Raw genomic sequence first — 16,332 nt, 5'->3', positions numbered from 1 at the left:
GGAAAAATTTCCCACCGCTGCGCTGGCGGTGATCACCTTCGACACCAGTGACTGGAGTTCGATCCGTTCCGATGCCGGGACGCTGGCCCGCTTCGTGCGCCCGCGCGATCTTGACCCCCGCGCTCGGCCCGGAAAGCTGATCAGCGCCGATCGCAGATTAGCGGTCGTCGTTCAACGCGCGTTGCAGCGAGTCGCGCACCGCACGCAGCGAGTCGCTCCGCCCCCGCCGCGCGCCGCGTTCGGCATCGAGCAGCCGCTGGACTCCGCGGATCGAATATCCTTCCCGGCTGAGCAGCGAATCGATGCGGCGAACCAATGCGACGTCATCGGGCCGATAATAGCGTCGCCCCCCGCGCGCTGTAACGGGCGCAGCTGGGAAAAGCGCGTCTCCCAATATCTCAGTATATGCTGAGGGCGCCCGATTTCTTGCGCAAGCTCACCGATCGTCCGGAAGGCTTCGGGGCCCTTCTCCGGACCGGTTGCCATGTCATCCCCCGTTGACGATCCGGTCGCGCAGCATCTGGCTGGCCCGGAAGGTAAGCACCCGGCGCGGTGCGATCGGAACCTCGACCCCCGTCTTGGGATTGCGACCGATCCGCTCGCCCTTATCGCGCAGCACGAAGCTACCGAAGCCCGAAATCTTGACGTTCTCGCCCTTGGCGAGCGCCTCGCACATATGGCCGAGGATCTGTTCGACGAGACGCGAGGCGTCGGCACGCGAGAGGCCCACATCGCGATGCAGCGCATCAGCGAGATCGGCCCTGGTCAGCGTCGCGGCGGTTGCCATCGTAAACCCTCCTGCCCCGTCTTGTTACCGTAACACATTGAGGAAATGGTGCAACCATCGTTGCGCGGACGTTACGATATCGTAATTCTACGGATTTGGGCCAGTCCGTTACCCAAATCAAAAACGCACCACAGCGGCGCCCCAGGTAAATCCGCCGCCCATCGCCTCAAGCACCAGCAGGTCGCCCTGCTTGATCCGTCCGTCGCGCACCGCAGTGTCGAGCGCCAGCGGCACGGACGCCGCCGACGTGTTGGCGTGCTGATCGACCGTCACCACGACCTTCTCGGGGGCAAGTCCCAGCTTTTTTGCGGTCGCGTCGAGGATGCGGGCGTTGGCCTGATGCGGCACGACCCAGTCGACATCAGCCGGATCGAGTCCCGCCGCCGCAAGACTTTCGTTCATCACGCTGGCAAGGTTGACCACCGCGTGACGGAACACTTCCTTGCCCTTCATTCGTAGCTTGCCGACCGTACCGGTGGTCGACGGACCGCCATCGACATAGAGCAGCTGGTTATGGCGGCCATCGGCGTGCAGCTTCGTCGCGAGTACGCCGCGCCCACCTTCGACCGCGCTGTCCTGCGCCTCCATCACGACCGCGCCGGCCCCGTCGCCGAACAACACGCAGGTGGTGCGGTCTTCCCAGTCAAGGATGCGGCTGAACGTCTCCGCGCCGATCACCAGCGCGCGATTGGCGCTGCCCGCGCGGATCATGCTCTCCGCGACCTGCACCGCATAGAGGAAGCCCGAGCACACTGCGGCGACGTCGAATGCGACGCAATCGTCGATGCCCAGCGCCGCCTGCACCCGAGTCGCGCTGGCAGGAAAGGTCTGGTCAGGCGTCGCGGTGGCAAGAACGATCAGATCGACCGATTGTGCATCCACTCCCGCCGCAGCCAGGGCTGCACGTGCAGCGTCGGTGGCGAGCGTTGACGTCGTCTCGTCGTCCGCAGCGATATGGCGAAAACGGATGCCGGTCCGCTCGACGATCCATTCGTCGGATGTGTCGATCTGCTCCGCCAGTTCGGCGTTAGCAACGCGGCGACGCGGCAGCGCCGATCCGGTCCCGGTGATCACTGCACGTCGCGTGGTCGCGACGGCGCCTGATTCCGCTCATGCTGCCTGGGCCTCGAAATTGCCGAGATCCTCGGCGATGCGGCGAGTCAGATCGTCACGCACCATCTTGGCGGCGACGCCGATCGCGGTTTCGACCCCGATTTCATTGGCACTGCCATGGCTCTTAACGACGATGCCGTTGAGGCCGAGGAACACCGCGCCATTGTGGTTGTTGGGATCGAGATGATGGCGCAGCAGATCGGTCGCAGGCTTGGAAATCAGAAATCCAATCTTCGAGCGAACCGAACTGGAAAAAGCGCGGCGCAACAGGTCGCCGACGAACCGCGCAGTCCCCTCCACCGTCTTGAGCGCGATGTTTCCCGAAAAGCCGTCACACACGATCACATCGACATTGCCGCGCGACAAGGCATTGCCCTCGACGAATCCGGTGAAGCGCAACGGCAAATGGGTCGCGGCACGCAGTTGCTGCGCGGCTTCGCGGATGATGTCGGTTCCCTTGAGCTCTTCCGTGCCGATGTTGAGCAATGCGACGCGCGGCGATTCAAGATCGAGCACGGTGCGCGCATAGGCGGCACCCATCACCGCGAACTGGATCAGGTTGCGTGTATCGACCTCGGTATTCGCGCCCAGGTCGAGCATCACCACGTCATTGTCGCCCAATGTCGGCATCCGCGCGGCAAGCGCGGGGCGGTCGATCCCCGGCATGGTGCGCAGCGACAGCTTCGCCATCGCCATCAGCGCGCCGGTATTGCCAGAGGAGACAGCGGCGGCGGCCTCGCCGCGCTTCACCAGGTCGATGGCGATTCCCATCGATGTCGTCTTGGCGCGGCGAATCGCCTGGCTTGGCTTGTCGGCTGCGGTCACCACCTCGGGCGCGTGGACGATTTCCGACGCGGCGGTGAGGTTGGGATGGGCCTTCAGCCCCTCGCGAATCGCATTTTCGTCGCCGACCAGCAGAAAGCGCATGCCGTCAAACCGGCGCCGCGCACGCGCGACTCCGGCGAGCATGACCGCCAGCCCCTCATCGCCGCCCATCGCATCGACGGCGATTCGCGCACTGGAGGTCATGGCCAACGGTCCTTGATTGCTAGGGCTCAGCCCTCGACCGAGACGATCTCGCGGCCGTTGTAATGGCCGCATGCGCCGCAGAGCACGTGCGGGCGCTTCCAGTTCGCCACAGTTGGGGCATTCCTGGAACGCCTGAACCTTCAGCGCGTCGTGCGACCGGCGCATGCCACGGCGGCTCGGCGAAACTTTTCTCTTGGGGACGGCCATTTCGGCAAACCTTCTTGAACTGTCTTCTAAAAACCTGGATCGCGATACGCCCACGGCGGCGATCGGGCAAGCGCCGGGGCTCCGGCACTCGCCGGACTGCCCTGGGCCAGTCGCAAAGCGAGCGAGCGCCTATACCGATTTCCGTCCAAGTTGCAAGGCGGCGCGCGGCGTGGCAGCGAAGGCGTTCCAAAGGGGGAAGCTATTCATGGAAGCCATTATCCTACCCGTCACGCTGGCGACTGCTGCGGCGTGTGCGCTGCTCAATGTCTGGCTCGCGATCCGCGTCGGACAGGTGCGCCGCGCGGAGAAGATTTCGATTGGTGACGGCGGCAGCGCACGGCTGATCGCCCGGATGCGTGCTCAGCTGAATTTCGTCGAATATGCGCCGATCGTGCTGATCCTGATTGGCCTCATCGAGTTGGCGGTGGGGACGGAGACCTGGCTTTGGGCGGTCGCAGCGCTGTTCGTCGTTGCGCGCATTCTCCACGCCTTTGGCATGGACGGGTGGAAAGCCGGTCGCGGCATCGGCATCGCCGTCACACTGCTGGTGACCATCGGCCTCGCCGGCTACGCCGCCGCCATTCCCTACTTCGCATTTGGCGAATCGGAGACGATCGAGCTGGTCGAAACGACGGGTTAATTCCCGTCCACCCACGCGCTCAATAAGGTGTGGGCGATCGCGTAGCGCGGCGGGGCACCAAACCGCGCGTCCGGCCCGCCAGCCAGCGCCGCGCGAACCTCGTCGCGCGTGACCCACATCGCGTCCTCGATCTCGGTCGTGTCGAGCGTGAGCGAGTCGTCTTCGGCGCGCGCGATGCAGGCGATCATCAGCGACGAGGCGAAGGGCCAGGGCTGGCTGGCGACGTAGCGGACATCCGACACGCGCACGCCCGCTTCCTCCAGCGTCTCCCGCGCAACGGCCTCCTCTATCGATTCGCCGACCTCGACAAATCCGGCGAGCGCCGAATAGCGACCCGCAGGCCATGCCGCCTGGCGCCCCAGCAGCGCGCGACCATCATGCTCGGCAAGCATGATGACGACTGGATCGGTGCGGGGAAAATGCTCTGCCGCGCAGCCGGTACAGCGTCGCGCCCAGCCCGAGCGAAAAATCTCGGTCGCGCTGCCACAGGCCGCGCAAAATCCATGTCGCTGATGCCAGTCGACCAGGCTGCGCGCAGCCGCATAGAGCCCCGCCTGATCGGGCGGCATCAACCCCAGCATCGCGAACAAGGCTGGAGTGCGGACGGCTCCATGCCGCTCGCCCATCCGCAGCGGCGCAAAATGCGGCTTGCCGTCAATATAGCCCAGGAACAACGGCTCGGCGTCGTCGGACAGGTCGGCAAGGCTGGACCAGACCAGCCGCCCCTCGCCATCCACCTCCGGATCGAGTCCGTTCAGGCGCAGCAGCCGCGCGCGCCAGTCGCTCAGGGCGGCAGCCAGCGCCTCGGGATCATTGCGCTCGCGATCGGCGCGATCGAGAACCGCGCCAGTGAACCCTACCGGCACCACCCTCAATGCGCAGTCGGAGCGTAAATTGCGCGCACTGCGTCCGCACGCAACGGCCATTTGTCCGATGGGAAGTAATTGACCATCACCGTCCCGCGCACCTTTTTCGCCGGATCGACCCACGCGACCGTGCCCGCCGCACCGCCCCAGCCATAGGTGCCCTTGCCCGCCCCGCCGGGTATATCCTCAAGCTGCACCGATCCGCCCGCGCCAAAACCCATCTTCGGCCCTGTCGCGCCGCCGCTCCCCCCGGCGCGCCGCCGAATGTGACGCCAGCGGGCAACAGATCCGACATGGCAAGCCGCACCGTCTCCGCCTTCATCACACGGACGCCATCCACGATACCGCCATTGGCGAGCATGTGCAGGAACCGGTCATAATCGCGCGCCGACATCACCAGCCCCGCGCCGCCATAGGGAAAGGAAGGCGGCGTCAGCCATGCCGAGCTCCTGGCCGGGTCGAAGGGCACGCGATTGTCGCCCGCCCAGGCATAGTTGGTCGCGAACCGCGCGATCTCCGACTGCGGCACGGTCCAGTAGGTCGAGGTCATCTTGAGCGGCCCGAGCAGCCGCTTTTGCAAGAACTGCTCATAGGGCATCCCCGCCGCCGCCTCGATGATCGCAGGGAGCAGGTCCAGGCTGATCGAATAGCTCCATTTGGTCCCCGGTTCGGCGATCAGCGGCAGCGTCGCGACGCGCTGCGCAAATTCCTTGAGGCTCTTGGGGCGCAAGGGCCGCGCCTGCGCCTCCAGTGCCGCATTGACCGCCCCCGGCGTGATCCCCAGCCGCTCATATTCCTGGAGCAACGGCCCCTTGGTGATGATCGAATAGCCAAGTCCCGCGGTGTGGGTCAGCAGATGCCGCACCGTGATCTGGGTCTTGGCCGGACGGCTGTCGAGGCTGTTCACCGGATCGGTCAGCACCTTCATGTTCCGGAAACCGGGGAAGAATTCGGAAATCGGCTGGTCGAGTTTCAGCTTGCCGTCCTCGACCAGCATCATCGCCGCCATGCCGGTAATCGGCTTGGTCATCGAATAGACGCGCCATAGCGAGTCGGGACCTGCTGCCGCGGCATCGGCCTCAACCGCGATGCGTCCGGCGCTCGCAAAGACCGGCACCGAATCGCCGACGCCATAGGCGATGACAATCCCCTGGGTGCGATTCTGCGCGACATAGTCCTGCGCCATCGCCGCAACCGGAGCCTTGACCACCGTCGCGGTCGCCGCCTGCCCGAACGCCGCCGATTGCGTTGTCGCCAGTGCCAGCGCCAGCGCGCCCCCGATCATCCAGCTCGCCTTCATGCCATTCTCCCCATCGCTTCGACCGCCTTGGCGAACAGCCGCGGAAGCCCTGCCTCGTCCAGTCGTTCGATTGGCCACCATTCGCTTTCGACCGGGTCGTTGTGACGCGCGACTGTTGCAGTCGCAAGCACGGCATTCAGCTCGAAATGGGTAAAGACATGGCGGATCGGCGCGTTGCGCAGCGTCCAGTCCGCCACGACCGGCGCATCCTTCAACCCCGGCGGACTGTCCGTCCACGGCCCGGTCGGCAGCGCGCGCATGCCGCCGAGCAACCCGCGCGGCGGACGCCGGACCAGCAGCACTGCGCCGTCCCCTTCCAGCCAGAAGAATGTGGCGTGGCGCACCGGGCGGGCCCCTTTCTTCGCTTTGACCGGAAACGCGTCGGGCGTGCCCATCTCCCGCGCGGCACAGGAATCGGCGAGCGGGCACAGCAGGCATTTGGGATTGCGCGGCGTACAGATCGTCGCACCCAGATCCATCATCGCCTGCGCGAAGTCTCCCGCACGCACATCGGGCGTGATCGGATCGGCCAGCGCGCGGACCTGGGGCTTCACGGCGGGTAGCGGATCGGCGAGCGCGAAGAGGCGTGCCACCACCCGTTCGACATTGCCGTCGACCACCACCGCGCGCGCGCCAAACGCGATCGCCGCCACCGCGGCGGCGGTGTAGGGTCCGAAGCCCGGCAGCTGGCGCAACGCCGCCTCGCTTCGCGGCAAGCGCCCGCCATGATCCCCTGCCACCGCCCGCGCCGCCGCCAGCAGGTTGCGCGCGCGTGCATAATAGCCAAGGCCCGCCCAGGCGCTCATTACCTCAGCGTCGTCCGCAGCGGCCAAGCTGGCGAAATCCGGCCATTGCCTCGTGAATTTTTCGAAATACGGGATTACCGCCGCAACCTGGGTCTGCTGCAGCATCACTTCCGACAGCCAGACGCGATAGGCGTCGGGCGGCGGCGCTCCCGGCTGCGCGCGCCACGGCAGGACGCGAGCATGGGCGTCGTACCAGGCCAGCAGCGGATCGGCGATGTCGCGAGAAACATTGTCGGGCACGCCCCGGCTATGGCATGGACGGAGCGAATGAGTAAGCCGCGCGCCACCCCCGACGCACCCCGCCGCAGCAACCGTGTCCGCGTCGTCGCGGATCTGGTGCCCGATGTCGGCCGCGTCGCGTTCCGCAAGTTCGGCTTTGTCCAGAGCGCCGTGCTCAGCCGGTGGAGCGAGATTGTCGGCGAGCGCTATGCTGGTGTGTCGTCGCCCGAATCGATCCGCTTCCCGCGCGGCGAACGCTCCAACGGCGTGCTCAGCCTCGTCGTCCAGGGCGCGCATGCCCCGATGATGCAGCATATCGCGCCAGAAATCGTCGATCGCGTGAACCGCTTCTTCGGCTATCCCGCCGTCGCCCGCGTCGCGATCCGGCAGGGTGAGGTCGCGCGCAAGCCCAAGCCGGTTGCCCCCGCACCCGCCGCGCCGCTTCCTACCGAACTCGGCGACAGCCTGCGTGCGATCGTTGATCCCGAATTGCGCGCGGTGCTCGAGGGACTCGGTGCCGGGCTCGCCACACCACCGTTCAAGCTTGGAAAGATCGACTGATGCGTATGTTCGCGATTCTCGCCCCGCTCGCCATCGGTGCGGTCGTCGCCGGTGGTGCGACCGCCCAGCAGCCCAAGAAGAAGGCGGCAGTAGCGCCGCGCGACTGGTCGACGCATGTGACCCAGGCGCCATCGGGTGCCTATGTCATCGGCAACCCGGCGGCGAAGGTGAAATTGGTCGAGTATTTGAGCTACACCTGTGGCGCTTGCGCGCACTTCGTCGGCGAGTCGAAAGTGCCCTTGAAGGACGGCTATGTCCGTCGCGGCGCGGTGCAGGTCGAAGTGCGGCACGCGGTGCGCGACCCACTCGACATGGCCGCCGCTTTGCTCGCGCGCTGCAGCGGCCCGCGCGGTTTTTCGGGCGCGACCGACGCGATTTTCGCGGCGCAACCCGACTGGTCTCGCAAGGGCGCGCAATGGTGGCAGGCGAACGCCGCGACGCTGCAGTCGCAACCCGAACTGGTCCAACTCAAGGGTGCGGCAGATGCCTCCGGCCTCAGCGCGTTGATGCGTGGGCGCGGTATGACCCAGGCGACAATCAACCAGTGTTTCGCAACCCCGACCGACCTCAACCGCCTGACCGCGATGGCGGACGCGTCGTGGAAGACGATCAAGGGCACGCCGACCTTCGTCATCAACGGCAAGACCGGTGGCGGCGGCCATTGGGAAACGCTGGAACCCGAATTGCGCGCCGCCGGCGCGCGCTGAACTATCCCCCGGAAATGGAGACGTGACTTGAAGCGAATTGCAATCGGCCTGGTATCGGTGATCGCTCTGGCAGGCTGCGGCGGCGGCGACGCGGGCAACAACACCGCTGCCGCGCCTGCGGCTCCGGTGGCCGGTGCCTCCGCGCCTTCCGGAACCCAATGGGTCGACACCGTGGTCAAGACCGCCGAGGGCGGCTTCCGCATGGGCAACCCCGACGCGCCGATCAAGCTGATCGAATATGGCTCGCGCACCTGCGGCCATTGCGCCAATTTCGCGGTGACCGGCATGGAGCCGCTCAAGGCCTATATCGCGACCGGCAAGGTCAGCTTCGAATTCCGCGACTTCCTGCTCAACCAGATCGACGTCGGCGCTGCGCTGGCCGGCCAGTGCGCCGGGCCCGGCCCGTTCTTCCCGATCCTCGACCAGATGTTCGCCGAACAGCAGACGCTGATGAGCAACGGCCCGAAGCAGGACGACCCCTTCATCCAGCAGGTCGAGGCGATGGCACCGCAGCAGCGTATTGCCGCCGTGGCGGAAAAGTTCGGCTATCTCGCCTTTGTCCAGCAGCGCGGCGTGCCCGAGGCACAGGCGCGCGCCTGCCTCGCCGATGCAGCCGCGACCGAGGCGCTGGTGAAGTCCGCCGAGGCCGGTCAGAAGAAGTATAACATCGCCGGCACGCCGACCTTCATCCTCAACGACAAGGTGCTGGAAAACACCGGCACCTGGCCGGAGGTCGAAGCGGCGCTGAAGGCCGCAGGCGCCTGATCGCGCAAGCCGGGGGCGGGGCCGCTAGACATGCAGATCAAGCGGCTCCGCCTCACCGGGTTCAAGAGCTTCGTCGACCCCGCCGACCTGCGCATCGAGCCGGGGCTGACCGGCATCGTCGGCCCCAATGGCTGCGGCAAGTCCAACCTGCTCGAAGCATTGCGCTGGGCGATGGGCGAGAACAGCGCCAAATCGATGCGCGGCGCGGGGATGGAGGACGTGATCTTCGCGGGCACCGCGAGCCGTCCGCAGCGCGATTTCGCCGAAGTCTCGATCCTCGCCGAACAGGCCGGCGGTCCTGAAGACGGGGAGTTGGAAGTCGTCCGCCGGATCGAGCGTGGCGCGGGGTCAGCCTATCGCATCAACGGCCGCGACGTCCGCGCCAAGGATGTCGGGCTGCTCTTCGCCGATTCTGCCACCGGCGCGCATTCGCCGGCGCTGGTCAGTCAGGGGCGGATCGGCGCCATCATCCAGGCCAAGCCGGGCGAGCGCCGCCAGATGCTGGAGGAAGCTGCCGGCATTTCGGGCCTCCATGTCCGGCGCAAGGATGCCGAACAGAAGCTGCGCGCGACCGAGGCCAATCTTACACGGCTCGACGAACTGATTTCCGATCAGGAGGCGCGTGCCGCCGCGCTCAAGCGTCAGGCGCGTCAGGCCGAACGCTATCGCGAGCTTTCCGACCGGATCCGCATCGCCGAAGGACGAATGATCTTCGCCCGCTGGCGCGACGCCACCGCCGCCGCCGATGCGGCGAAGAAGGAGGCAGCCGCCGCCGAGGCTCTGGTCGCCGAACGCACCGCCGCGCAGGAGGCTGCGCTCGCCGCGCAACAGGCGGTGGCGACGACGCTCGCCAGTGCCCGCGCCGCCGCGCTGACCCAGCGCGACCGGGCGAGCGAGGCGATGCACAGACTGGCGACCCTGCGCGGCGAACGCGGGGCGATCGACCGCCGGATCGCCGAACTGCGCGACTCCGCCGCGCGGCTCGAAACCGACAAGGAGCGCGAGGGCGCGCTGGCGCGCGACGCCGCCGACGCGCTCGCGCGGCTCGACAGCGAGGTTCAGGCGCTCAACGCACGCATTGCCGAGTCGACTGCGCGGATGCCCGATCTCGACGCGGCACTGGCCGAAGCCGAACGCGCCGCGCGCGATGCCGAAGTCGCGCTGGCACAGGCGCTCGCCGCACAGGCCGCCGAAGCCGCCGAGACGCGCGTGGCCGATGCCGCGCTCGCTGCTGCGCGCACCCGCGCCGAACGCGCCACGCGCGACGCCGCGCGGGTCGAGGCGGAGATGCACGCGCTGGGCGATCCCGCTCCGCTCGCCGCCGAACGCCAGCGCGCCGCCGATGCGCGCGCGCAGGCGGCACGCCAGGCCGAGGCCGCACGCACCGGCCTTGCCCGCGCCGACGCCGCCGAGCGCGCCGCGATCGAGTCGCGCAGTCGCGCCCAGTCGGCGCGCGCCGAGGCGCATGCCGAACTCGCCGCGCTCGACAGCGAGGCGGCCGCCCTGTCCAAGGCGACCCGACCGAGTGGCAAGGAACGGCTGCTCGACAAGGTGACGGTCGATCCGGGTTACGAGCGAGCGCTGGCCGCCGCGCTGGGCGACGATCTTGAGGCGGGGCTCGACCCGACCGGCGAGCGCCACTGGGCCGGTGCGGACGCGCTGCCCGGCGACCCTCCGCCGCCACCAGGCACCACGCCTTTGGCTGCGCATGTTGCCGCCCCGCCCGCGCTCGCCCGCCGACTGGCGCAAGTGCTGGTCGCCGAGGCCGACACTGGCCAGCCGCTCGCGGTCGGGCAGCGGCTGGTGACACTGATGGGCGTGCTGCGCCGGTGGGACGGCTATGTCGCGCGCTCGGGCGGGGCGGCGGCGGCCGAGCGGCTGGAGCGGGTCAACCGGCTCCATGCGATCGAGAAGGCGCGCCCCGCCGCTATCCGCGCGGTAGATTCTGCCGACGCCGAACTCGCCCGGATCGAGGGCGAGATCGCCGAGGCGAAGCGCGCCGCCTCCGATTGCCGCCGCCTGCTCGACAGTTCCGAAACTGCCGGGCGCGACGCCGCGCGCGCCGAGGATCGCGCCGCTGCGGCGATCGAGCGGCTCGATGCGCAGCGCGCCGATCTGGAGGGGCGCCGCGCGCGCACTGCCGCCGAACTGGAGGAAGCGGCAGGCGAAGTCAGCCGCGCCGAAGCCGCGCGCGCGGCGCTTCCCGATGGCAGCGAGACCCGTGCCAAGGTGACTGCGCTGTCGTCCGAAGCCGAACTGCGCCGCACCGCTGCGGCGACCGCCCGGGCCGAACGCGGCGCATTGGAGCGCGACATCGCCGTCGCGCGAGAACGGCTCGCCGCCGCGGGGTCCGAACGACGCAGCTGGACCTCACGCGCCGGCGAAGCCGCACGCCGCATCGCCGAGATGGACGCGCGCGCGATCGAGCTGGCCGAGGCCGCCGATGCGCTCGCCTCGCGCCCCGCCGAGCTCGACGCCGCCGTTGCGGACGCCGAATCCGCCAGCGAGGAGGCGCGGATCGAGAGCGCCGCCGCCCAGCTTGCCGAGCGGGAGGCCGAAGCCGAACTGCGCGACACCGAAGCCGCCGTCCGCAGCGCGGGCGACGCGCTGGGCGAAGCGCGCGAGCAGCGTGCCGGAGCCGTCGCCCGCGTGGAGAACCACGATCTGCGCCGGGTCGAGATGAACCGGCTGTCGGGCGAGCGCTTCGAATGCCCGCCGCCCTTGCTGTCCGAACGGGTTGGCTTCGATCCCGATTCGGTGCGTGGGCCGCAAGATGAATCCGCCGCCCACGACCGGCTGATCGCCGAGCGCGAGCGGATCGGCCCGGTCAATCTGATCGCCGAGACCGAACTGGCCGAACTCACCAGCGCCGCGCAGACCGCCGCAGCCGAGCGCGACGAGCTTATTCAGGCGGTCCACCGGCTGCGCGGCAGTATCGGAACGTTGAACCGCGAGGGCCGCCAGCGGCTGCTGACCGCGTTCGAGGCGGTCGACCAGCATTTCCGACGTCTGTTCACCACCCTGTTCGACGGCGGCCAGGCGCATCTGGCGCTGATCGACTCCGACGATCCGCTGGAGGCGGGGCTGGAGATCATGGCGCAGCCGCCGGGCAAGAAGCTTCAGTCGCTGACCCTGTTGTCTGGCGGCGAACAGGCGCTGACCGCGGTCGCGCTGATCTTCGCGCTGTTCCTCACCAATCCCGCGCCGATCTGCGTCCTCGACGAAGTCGATGCGCCGCTCGACGACGCCAATATCGAGCGCTTTTGCGACCTGCTCGAAGCAATGACGCGCGAGACCGCAACCCGCTATCTGATCGTCACCCACAATGCCGCAACGATGAGCCGCATGCACCGCCTGTTCGGCGTGACGATGGTCGAGCGCGGGGTCAGCCGTCTCGTCTCGGTCGATCTGGGCGGCGTGGAATCGCTGCTGGCGGCGGAGTGAGCGTCGCCCCCGCCCGACCCGCTTCCGCCTCGCTTTGTTCGGGTTCGGGGACTTTGCGTTCAATCTCTACTGGCAGAGCGCGATGCTCTTCCTGCTGTTCTACTACACCGACGCGCTGGGGCTGCCGGTGGGAGTGGCGGCAACGATCTTTCTGGCGGCATCGGTGTGGGACGGGATTGCGAACTTCGCCGCAGGGCTGCTCGCCGACCGGCATGAGCCGCGCGGGGGGCTGGGGCGGTTGCTGGCGCTGGGCGGAATGCCGCTGGGGCTGGGCTTCATGCTCGCCTATTTGCCCCCGCTTGCGCCCGGATACTGGGGGATGGCAGGGATTTTTGCGGGGCATATCCTGTTCCGCACCGCCTATGCCTTTCTCAACGTCCCCTATCTGGCGATGAGCGCGCGGGTCAGCACCGACAGCAATGACCGGGCGTTCGTTGCGGGGGTGCGCATGCTGTCGGGCACGCTTGCCGCGATCGTGGTGGCACTCGGCACGGTGCCGCTGGGTGCAGGACTGCTCGGGGCCGAACGCGCCGCCGATGCGTATTTCGGGGCGGCGATCCTGTTCGCGCTTGCCGGGGCAGCGATTCTCGCCTTTGTCGGCCTGAGCTATCGCGAAGCCGATGTGCCGCAGCGCGCCGAGCCGGTTCCGGTGCTGACGGCTCTACGCGCCATCGCCGCCAACCGCGCCTTTGTCACGCTGAACCTAGCGATGATGGCGGTGATCGTGGCGGTGACGATCCTCAACAAGTCGGTCCTCTATTATTTCAAATATTTTCTCCACGACGAGGCGAGCGGTCAGCTCGCCCTCGCGTCGATGAGCGTGGTCAGCGCGGTGTCAGTGCCACTGTGGATGCTGCTGCGCCGACGCATCGGCGCGCGGGGCCTGTGGTTCCTCGCCGCCGGGTTGGCGAGCGCCGGGCTCGCCGCCTTCGCGCTGGTCGATATCCACCGCGCCGGGGTGATGCAGGCCTATCTGATGGCGATGCAGGCGATGATCGTCGGCCTCAACTTCGTGTTCTGGGCGATGCTGCCCAACACGATCGAATATGGCGAGCAGCGCACCGGGCTGCGCGTCGAGGGCGCGGTGTTCGGCATGGCGGCGTTGCTTCAGCGGGTGGCGATCGGGCTGGCCACGGCGATCCTCGGCTTCGGATTCGATAGCGCCGGTTATGTCGCCAATGTCGATCAGAGCGACGCGACGCTTACCGCGATGCGGCTGACGATCGCGCTCGTCCCGCTCGGCTTCCTCGCCTTCTCGTGCGTGATGATGGCGCTCAACCCGCTCGCGCGCGGCACGCATGCGCAGATCGTTCGCGACCTGAGAGGTTGATCCCCCTTATCCGGCACCGCCCCGGGGAGGAGGGGGAGCGGGGGCGGTGCCGGTCCCGGACTGGCCGGGTAGGGGGAGCCGTCAGGCGGCGGTGAGGGTGAAGGTCGAGTGGACGCCCTGTGCTTCTGCAGACGGCGCGATCCAAACGTCGAACAGGCCGGCCTCCACCGTGGGCTTGAGATCCACGCCGATGAACTGCAGGTCACGACGGCGCAGCACGAAGCGCACCGTCTCGCTCGCCCCGGGGGCCAACGCCAGCTTGCGGAACGCCTTGAGCTCACGCACCGGACGGGTGATGCTCGCCGCGCGGTCGCGGATGTAGAGCTGCACCACTTCCTCGATCGCACGCGTGCCGCGATTTGTGATCGTCGCGGTGAAGGCGATCTCGCCGTCCCAGCCCAGCGTCCCCTGCTGCGGAGTCAGGCCCGCATACTCGACCTTGCCGTAAGTCAGCCCGTGCCCGAACGGATAGAGCGACGAGTTCGGGCTGGTGCGCCAGCGGGTCTTGTACGGCTCGAGCTTGTCGTCGCTCGGGTTCGGACGACCGGTCGGCTTGTGCGCATAGTGATAGGGCTGCTGCCCGGATTCGCGCGGGAAGCTGATCGGCAGGCGCGCCGAAGGGCTATAGTCGCCGAACAGCACGTCGGCGATGGCATTGCCGCTCTCCGACCCCAGGAACCAGGTGACGAGGATTGCGGGGGCGTTCTTGACCGCCCCCCTCCAGCGCCAGCGCGCGACCATTCTTGAGCAGCACGACGATCGGCTTCCCGGTTGCCGCCACGGCTTCGGCCAGCGCCATCTGCGGCGCGGGGACGGTGATGCTGGTGCGCGACTGCGCCTCGCCCGACATATTCTCCGACTCGCCGATCACGAGCAGCACGACGTCCGCCGCGTTCGCCGCCGCCACCGCGGCGGCAATCCCGCCATCCAGCGGCGCCTCGACCTTCGATCCCAGCGTCACGCTGACCGGGGCGTCCTTGCCCAGCGCGTTACGGATGCCGGTGGCCAGGTCGATCGCCTGCTTGTTGTCGCCATAGACGCACCACGGGCCGTTGAGGTCATGCTGACCCTCCGCGAACGGACCGATGATCGCGATCTTCTTGCCCGATTTCGGCAGCGGCAGCAGGTCGCCGTCATTCTTGAGCATGACGATCGAACGCTTGCCCGCTTCCCGCGCCAGCGCGAGATTTTCCTTGGTCCGCGTCCGCGCGGCTTCGCGCTTTTCGTCGATGCGACGGAACGGATCCTCGAACAGGCCGAGCTTGGCCTTGAGCGCCAGCACCTTGCGCACCGAAGCATCGACCCGCGCCATCGGCACCTCGCCCTTCTCGACCAGGTCGGGAAGGTGGTCGCGGTAGAAACCGCTGGTCATGCTCATGTCGACACCGGCCATGAAGGCGAGCTTGGTCGCCTCACGCGCATCGGCGGCATAGCCATGCGCGATCATCTCCATGTCGCCGGTGTAATCGGACACGACAAAGCCGTCGAAGCCCCATTCGTCGCGCAAAATCTTGCGCATCAGCCACTCATTGCCGGTGGCGGGGACACCCGACAGCTCGTTGAACGCCGCCATCGTGGTTGGCGCGCCCGCAGCAAAGGCGGCCTGGAAGGGTGGGAAATAGACTTCGCGCAGCGTCCGCTCGGACACATCGACGGTGTTGTAGTCCAGCCCCGCCTCCGCCGCGCCATAAGCGGCGAAATGCTTGGCGCAGGCCATCATCGTGTCGATCGCCTTGAGGCTCTTGCCCTGGAAGCCGCGCACGCGCGCCTCGGCGAAGAGGTTGCCGAGCAGCACGTCCTCGCCCGATCCCTCGACCCCGCGGCCCCAGCGCTGGTCGCGCGCAATGTCGACCATCGGAGCAAAGGTCCAGTCGATGCCCGCAGCAGCCGCCTCGAACGACGCCGCCGCGGCCGCCTTTTGCGCGAGCAATGGCTCGAAGCTCGCCGCCTCGCCCAGCGGGACCGGGAAGATGGTGCGATGACCGTGGATGATGTCGGCGGCGAAGATCAGCGGAACCTTGAGCCGCGATTCCTGCATCGCTGCAGTCTGCATCATCCGGCACATGCGCGCATTGTTGCCGTTGAACACGCCGGTGATGCGGCCCTGACGCACTTCGTCGAGCTGCTGCCCGAAATTGGCGTTCGATCCGCTTGGCGGGTTCATCGCGATCGCCGCGCCGCCGCCCCATGCCGCGGCCATCAGGCTGAGCTGGCCCGCCTTTTCGTGAATCGTCATCTTCGCCACCAGCGCATCGACGAACCCGGGAACCTCGACCCTGGCCGCTTCACCCATCAGCGCCCGCGCCGGGCTGTGCAGCCATGCGGCGACCGCACCCGCACCCATCAGGGCGGCGCGGCGGGAAATCCGGGTGTCGAGCATCTTGGGTCCTCTCGTGAACGGGTCGCACCGGCAAGGGCGCGAAAATCGAATGGATGGCGCGCCCCGATTTGGGGTTGTCGCGGCAAACCGTAACCGGTTACATGCCGTGTAACGATCGCATTTGCAATCGCGAAAGACCCGAACCAGAAGGAACGTTATCAACGGGGGTGTCGGACGG

At 67.7% G+C, this 16,332-nt stretch carries 12 protein-coding genes and 4 pseudogenes; 6 read left to right on the top strand and 10 right to left on the bottom strand.

The window, feature by feature from the left end; translation table 11 throughout:
- Positions 1 to 157: 157 nt before the first annotated feature.
- From LRS12_RS07660 to rpmF, 5 genes and pseudogenes are all read right to left on the bottom strand, one after another.
- Positions 158 to 486 (bottom strand): annotated as a pseudogene (locus LRS12_RS07660) (MerR family transcriptional regulator).
- 1 nt (position 487) lies between these two features.
- On the bottom strand, positions 488 to 787 hold the full coding sequence (locus LRS12_RS07655) for an integration host factor subunit alpha (RefSeq protein ID WP_257844045.1): 300 nt from the start codon (positions 785 to 787) through the stop codon (positions 488 to 490).
- A gap of 117 nt (positions 788 to 904) precedes the next feature.
- On the bottom strand, positions 905 to 1,861 hold the full coding sequence (locus LRS12_RS07650; RefSeq protein WP_257844044.1) for a beta-ketoacyl-ACP synthase III: 957 nt from the start codon (positions 1,859 to 1,861) through the stop codon (positions 905 to 907).
- A 36-nt stretch (positions 1,862 to 1,897) separates the two neighbouring features.
- Positions 1,898 to 2,929 carry a phosphate acyltransferase PlsX gene (gene plsX, locus LRS12_RS07645; RefSeq protein ID WP_257844042.1) on the bottom strand — a complete coding sequence of 344 codons (1,032 nt, stop codon included), beginning with the start codon at positions 2,927 to 2,929 and terminating at the stop codon, positions 1,898 to 1,900.
- 26 nt (positions 2,930 to 2,955) lie between these two features.
- Positions 2,956 to 3,136, bottom strand: a pseudogene (gene rpmF, locus LRS12_RS07640) (50S ribosomal protein L32).
- 205 nt (positions 3,137 to 3,341) lie between these two features.
- Between rpmF and LRS12_RS07635 the strand changes: the two are divergent.
- Positions 3,342 to 3,776, top strand: a complete 435-nt coding sequence (locus tag LRS12_RS07635) for an MAPEG family protein (RefSeq protein WP_257844041.1) — start codon at positions 3,342 to 3,344, stop codon at positions 3,774 to 3,776.
- Here the strand turns inward: LRS12_RS07635 and nudC are convergent.
- The 4 genes and pseudogenes from nudC to mutY form a co-directional block, all read right to left on the bottom strand.
- Positions 3,773 to 4,645: an NAD(+) diphosphatase gene (gene nudC / locus LRS12_RS07630; protein WP_257844040.1), complete on the bottom strand. Its 873-nt coding sequence runs from the start codon at positions 4,643 to 4,645 to the stop codon at positions 3,773 to 3,775. The genes LRS12_RS07635 and nudC overlap by 4 nt on opposite strands.
- A gap of 2 nt (positions 4,646 to 4,647) precedes the next feature.
- Positions 4,648 to 4,863 (bottom strand): serine hydrolase, encoded by a 216-nt coding sequence (locus LRS12_RS19955; RefSeq protein WP_308222987.1) that lies wholly within the window; start codon positions 4,861 to 4,863, stop codon positions 4,648 to 4,650.
- A 134-nt stretch (positions 4,864 to 4,997) separates the two neighbouring features.
- Positions 4,998 to 5,828: pseudogene (locus LRS12_RS19950) on the bottom strand (serine hydrolase domain-containing protein); the annotation flags it as partial.
- A gap of 110 nt (positions 5,829 to 5,938) precedes the next feature.
- Positions 5,939 to 6,988, bottom strand: coding sequence for an A/G-specific adenine glycosylase (gene mutY / locus LRS12_RS07620; protein WP_257844039.1), 1,050 nt, complete (start codon positions 6,986 to 6,988; stop codon positions 5,939 to 5,941).
- 27 nt (positions 6,989 to 7,015) lie between these two features.
- Between mutY and LRS12_RS07615 the strand changes: the two genes are divergently transcribed.
- The 5 genes from LRS12_RS07615 to LRS12_RS07595 are packed head-to-tail and all read left to right on the top strand — an operon-like array spanning position 7,016 to position 13,774.
- Positions 7,016 to 7,528 (top strand): DUF721 domain-containing protein, encoded by a 513-nt coding sequence (locus LRS12_RS07615; protein ID WP_257844038.1) that lies wholly within the window; start codon positions 7,016 to 7,018, stop codon positions 7,526 to 7,528.
- Complete coding sequence (locus LRS12_RS07610) at positions 7,528 to 8,235, top strand: DsbA family protein (RefSeq protein WP_257844037.1); 708 nt, start codon at positions 7,528 to 7,530, stop codon at positions 8,233 to 8,235. Before LRS12_RS07615 ends, LRS12_RS07610 begins: the two co-directional genes overlap by 1 nt.
- A 27-nt stretch (positions 8,236 to 8,262) precedes the next feature.
- Positions 8,263 to 9,000 (top strand): DsbA family protein, encoded by a 738-nt coding sequence (locus LRS12_RS07605; RefSeq protein WP_257844035.1) that lies wholly within the window; start codon positions 8,263 to 8,265, stop codon positions 8,998 to 9,000.
- Positions 9,001 to 9,030: 30 nt separating this feature from the next.
- A complete protein-coding gene (locus LRS12_RS07600) occupies positions 9,031 to 12,444 on the top strand; it encodes a chromosome segregation SMC family protein (RefSeq protein ID WP_257844034.1) in 3,414 nt (1,137 codons plus the stop codon).
- A 34-nt stretch (positions 12,445 to 12,478) separates the two neighbouring features.
- Positions 12,479 to 13,774 carry an MFS transporter gene (locus LRS12_RS07595; protein ID WP_257844032.1) on the top strand — a complete coding sequence of 432 codons (1,296 nt, stop codon included), beginning with the start codon at positions 12,479 to 12,481 and terminating at the stop codon, positions 13,772 to 13,774.
- Positions 13,775 to 13,855: 81 nt separating this feature from the next.
- Here the strand turns inward: LRS12_RS07595 and LRS12_RS07590 are convergent.
- Positions 13,856 to 16,154, bottom strand: a pseudogene (locus LRS12_RS07590) (glycoside hydrolase family 3 N-terminal domain-containing protein).
- Positions 16,155 to 16,332: the final 178 nt, after the last annotated feature.

The organism is Sphingomonas sp. J344, assembly GCF_024700005.1.
GTDB lineage: Bacteria > Pseudomonadota > Alphaproteobacteria > Sphingomonadales > Sphingomonadaceae > Sphingomonas.
Note: the sequence above shows the minus strand (reverse complement) of the source record. Positions and strands in the feature narration are given on the sequence as shown.

Excerpts from the sequence above, each read along its gene's own strand:
- LRS12_RS07655 (WP_257844045.1), bottom strand. The coding sequence starts at position 787 with ATGGCAACCGCCGCGACGCTGACCAGGGCCGATCTCGCTGATGCGCTG.
- plsX (WP_257844042.1), bottom strand. The coding sequence starts at position 2,929 with ATGACCTCCAGTGCGCGAATCGCCGTCGATGCGATGGGCGGCGATGAG.
- LRS12_RS07635 (WP_257844041.1), top strand. The coding sequence starts at position 3,342 with ATGGAAGCCATTATCCTACCCGTCACGCTGGCGACTGCTGCGGCGTGT.
- LRS12_RS19955 (WP_308222987.1), bottom strand. The coding sequence starts at position 4,863 with ATGGGTTTTGGCGCGGGCGGATCGGTGCAGCTTGAGGATATACCCGGC.
- LRS12_RS07615 (WP_257844038.1), top strand. The coding sequence starts at position 7,016 with ATGAGTAAGCCGCGCGCCACCCCCGACGCACCCCGCCGCAGCAACCGT.
- LRS12_RS07610 (WP_257844037.1), top strand. The coding sequence starts at position 7,528 with ATGCGTATGTTCGCGATTCTCGCCCCGCTCGCCATCGGTGCGGTCGTC.
- LRS12_RS07600 (WP_257844034.1), top strand. The coding sequence starts at position 9,031 with ATGCAGATCAAGCGGCTCCGCCTCACCGGGTTCAAGAGCTTCGTCGAC.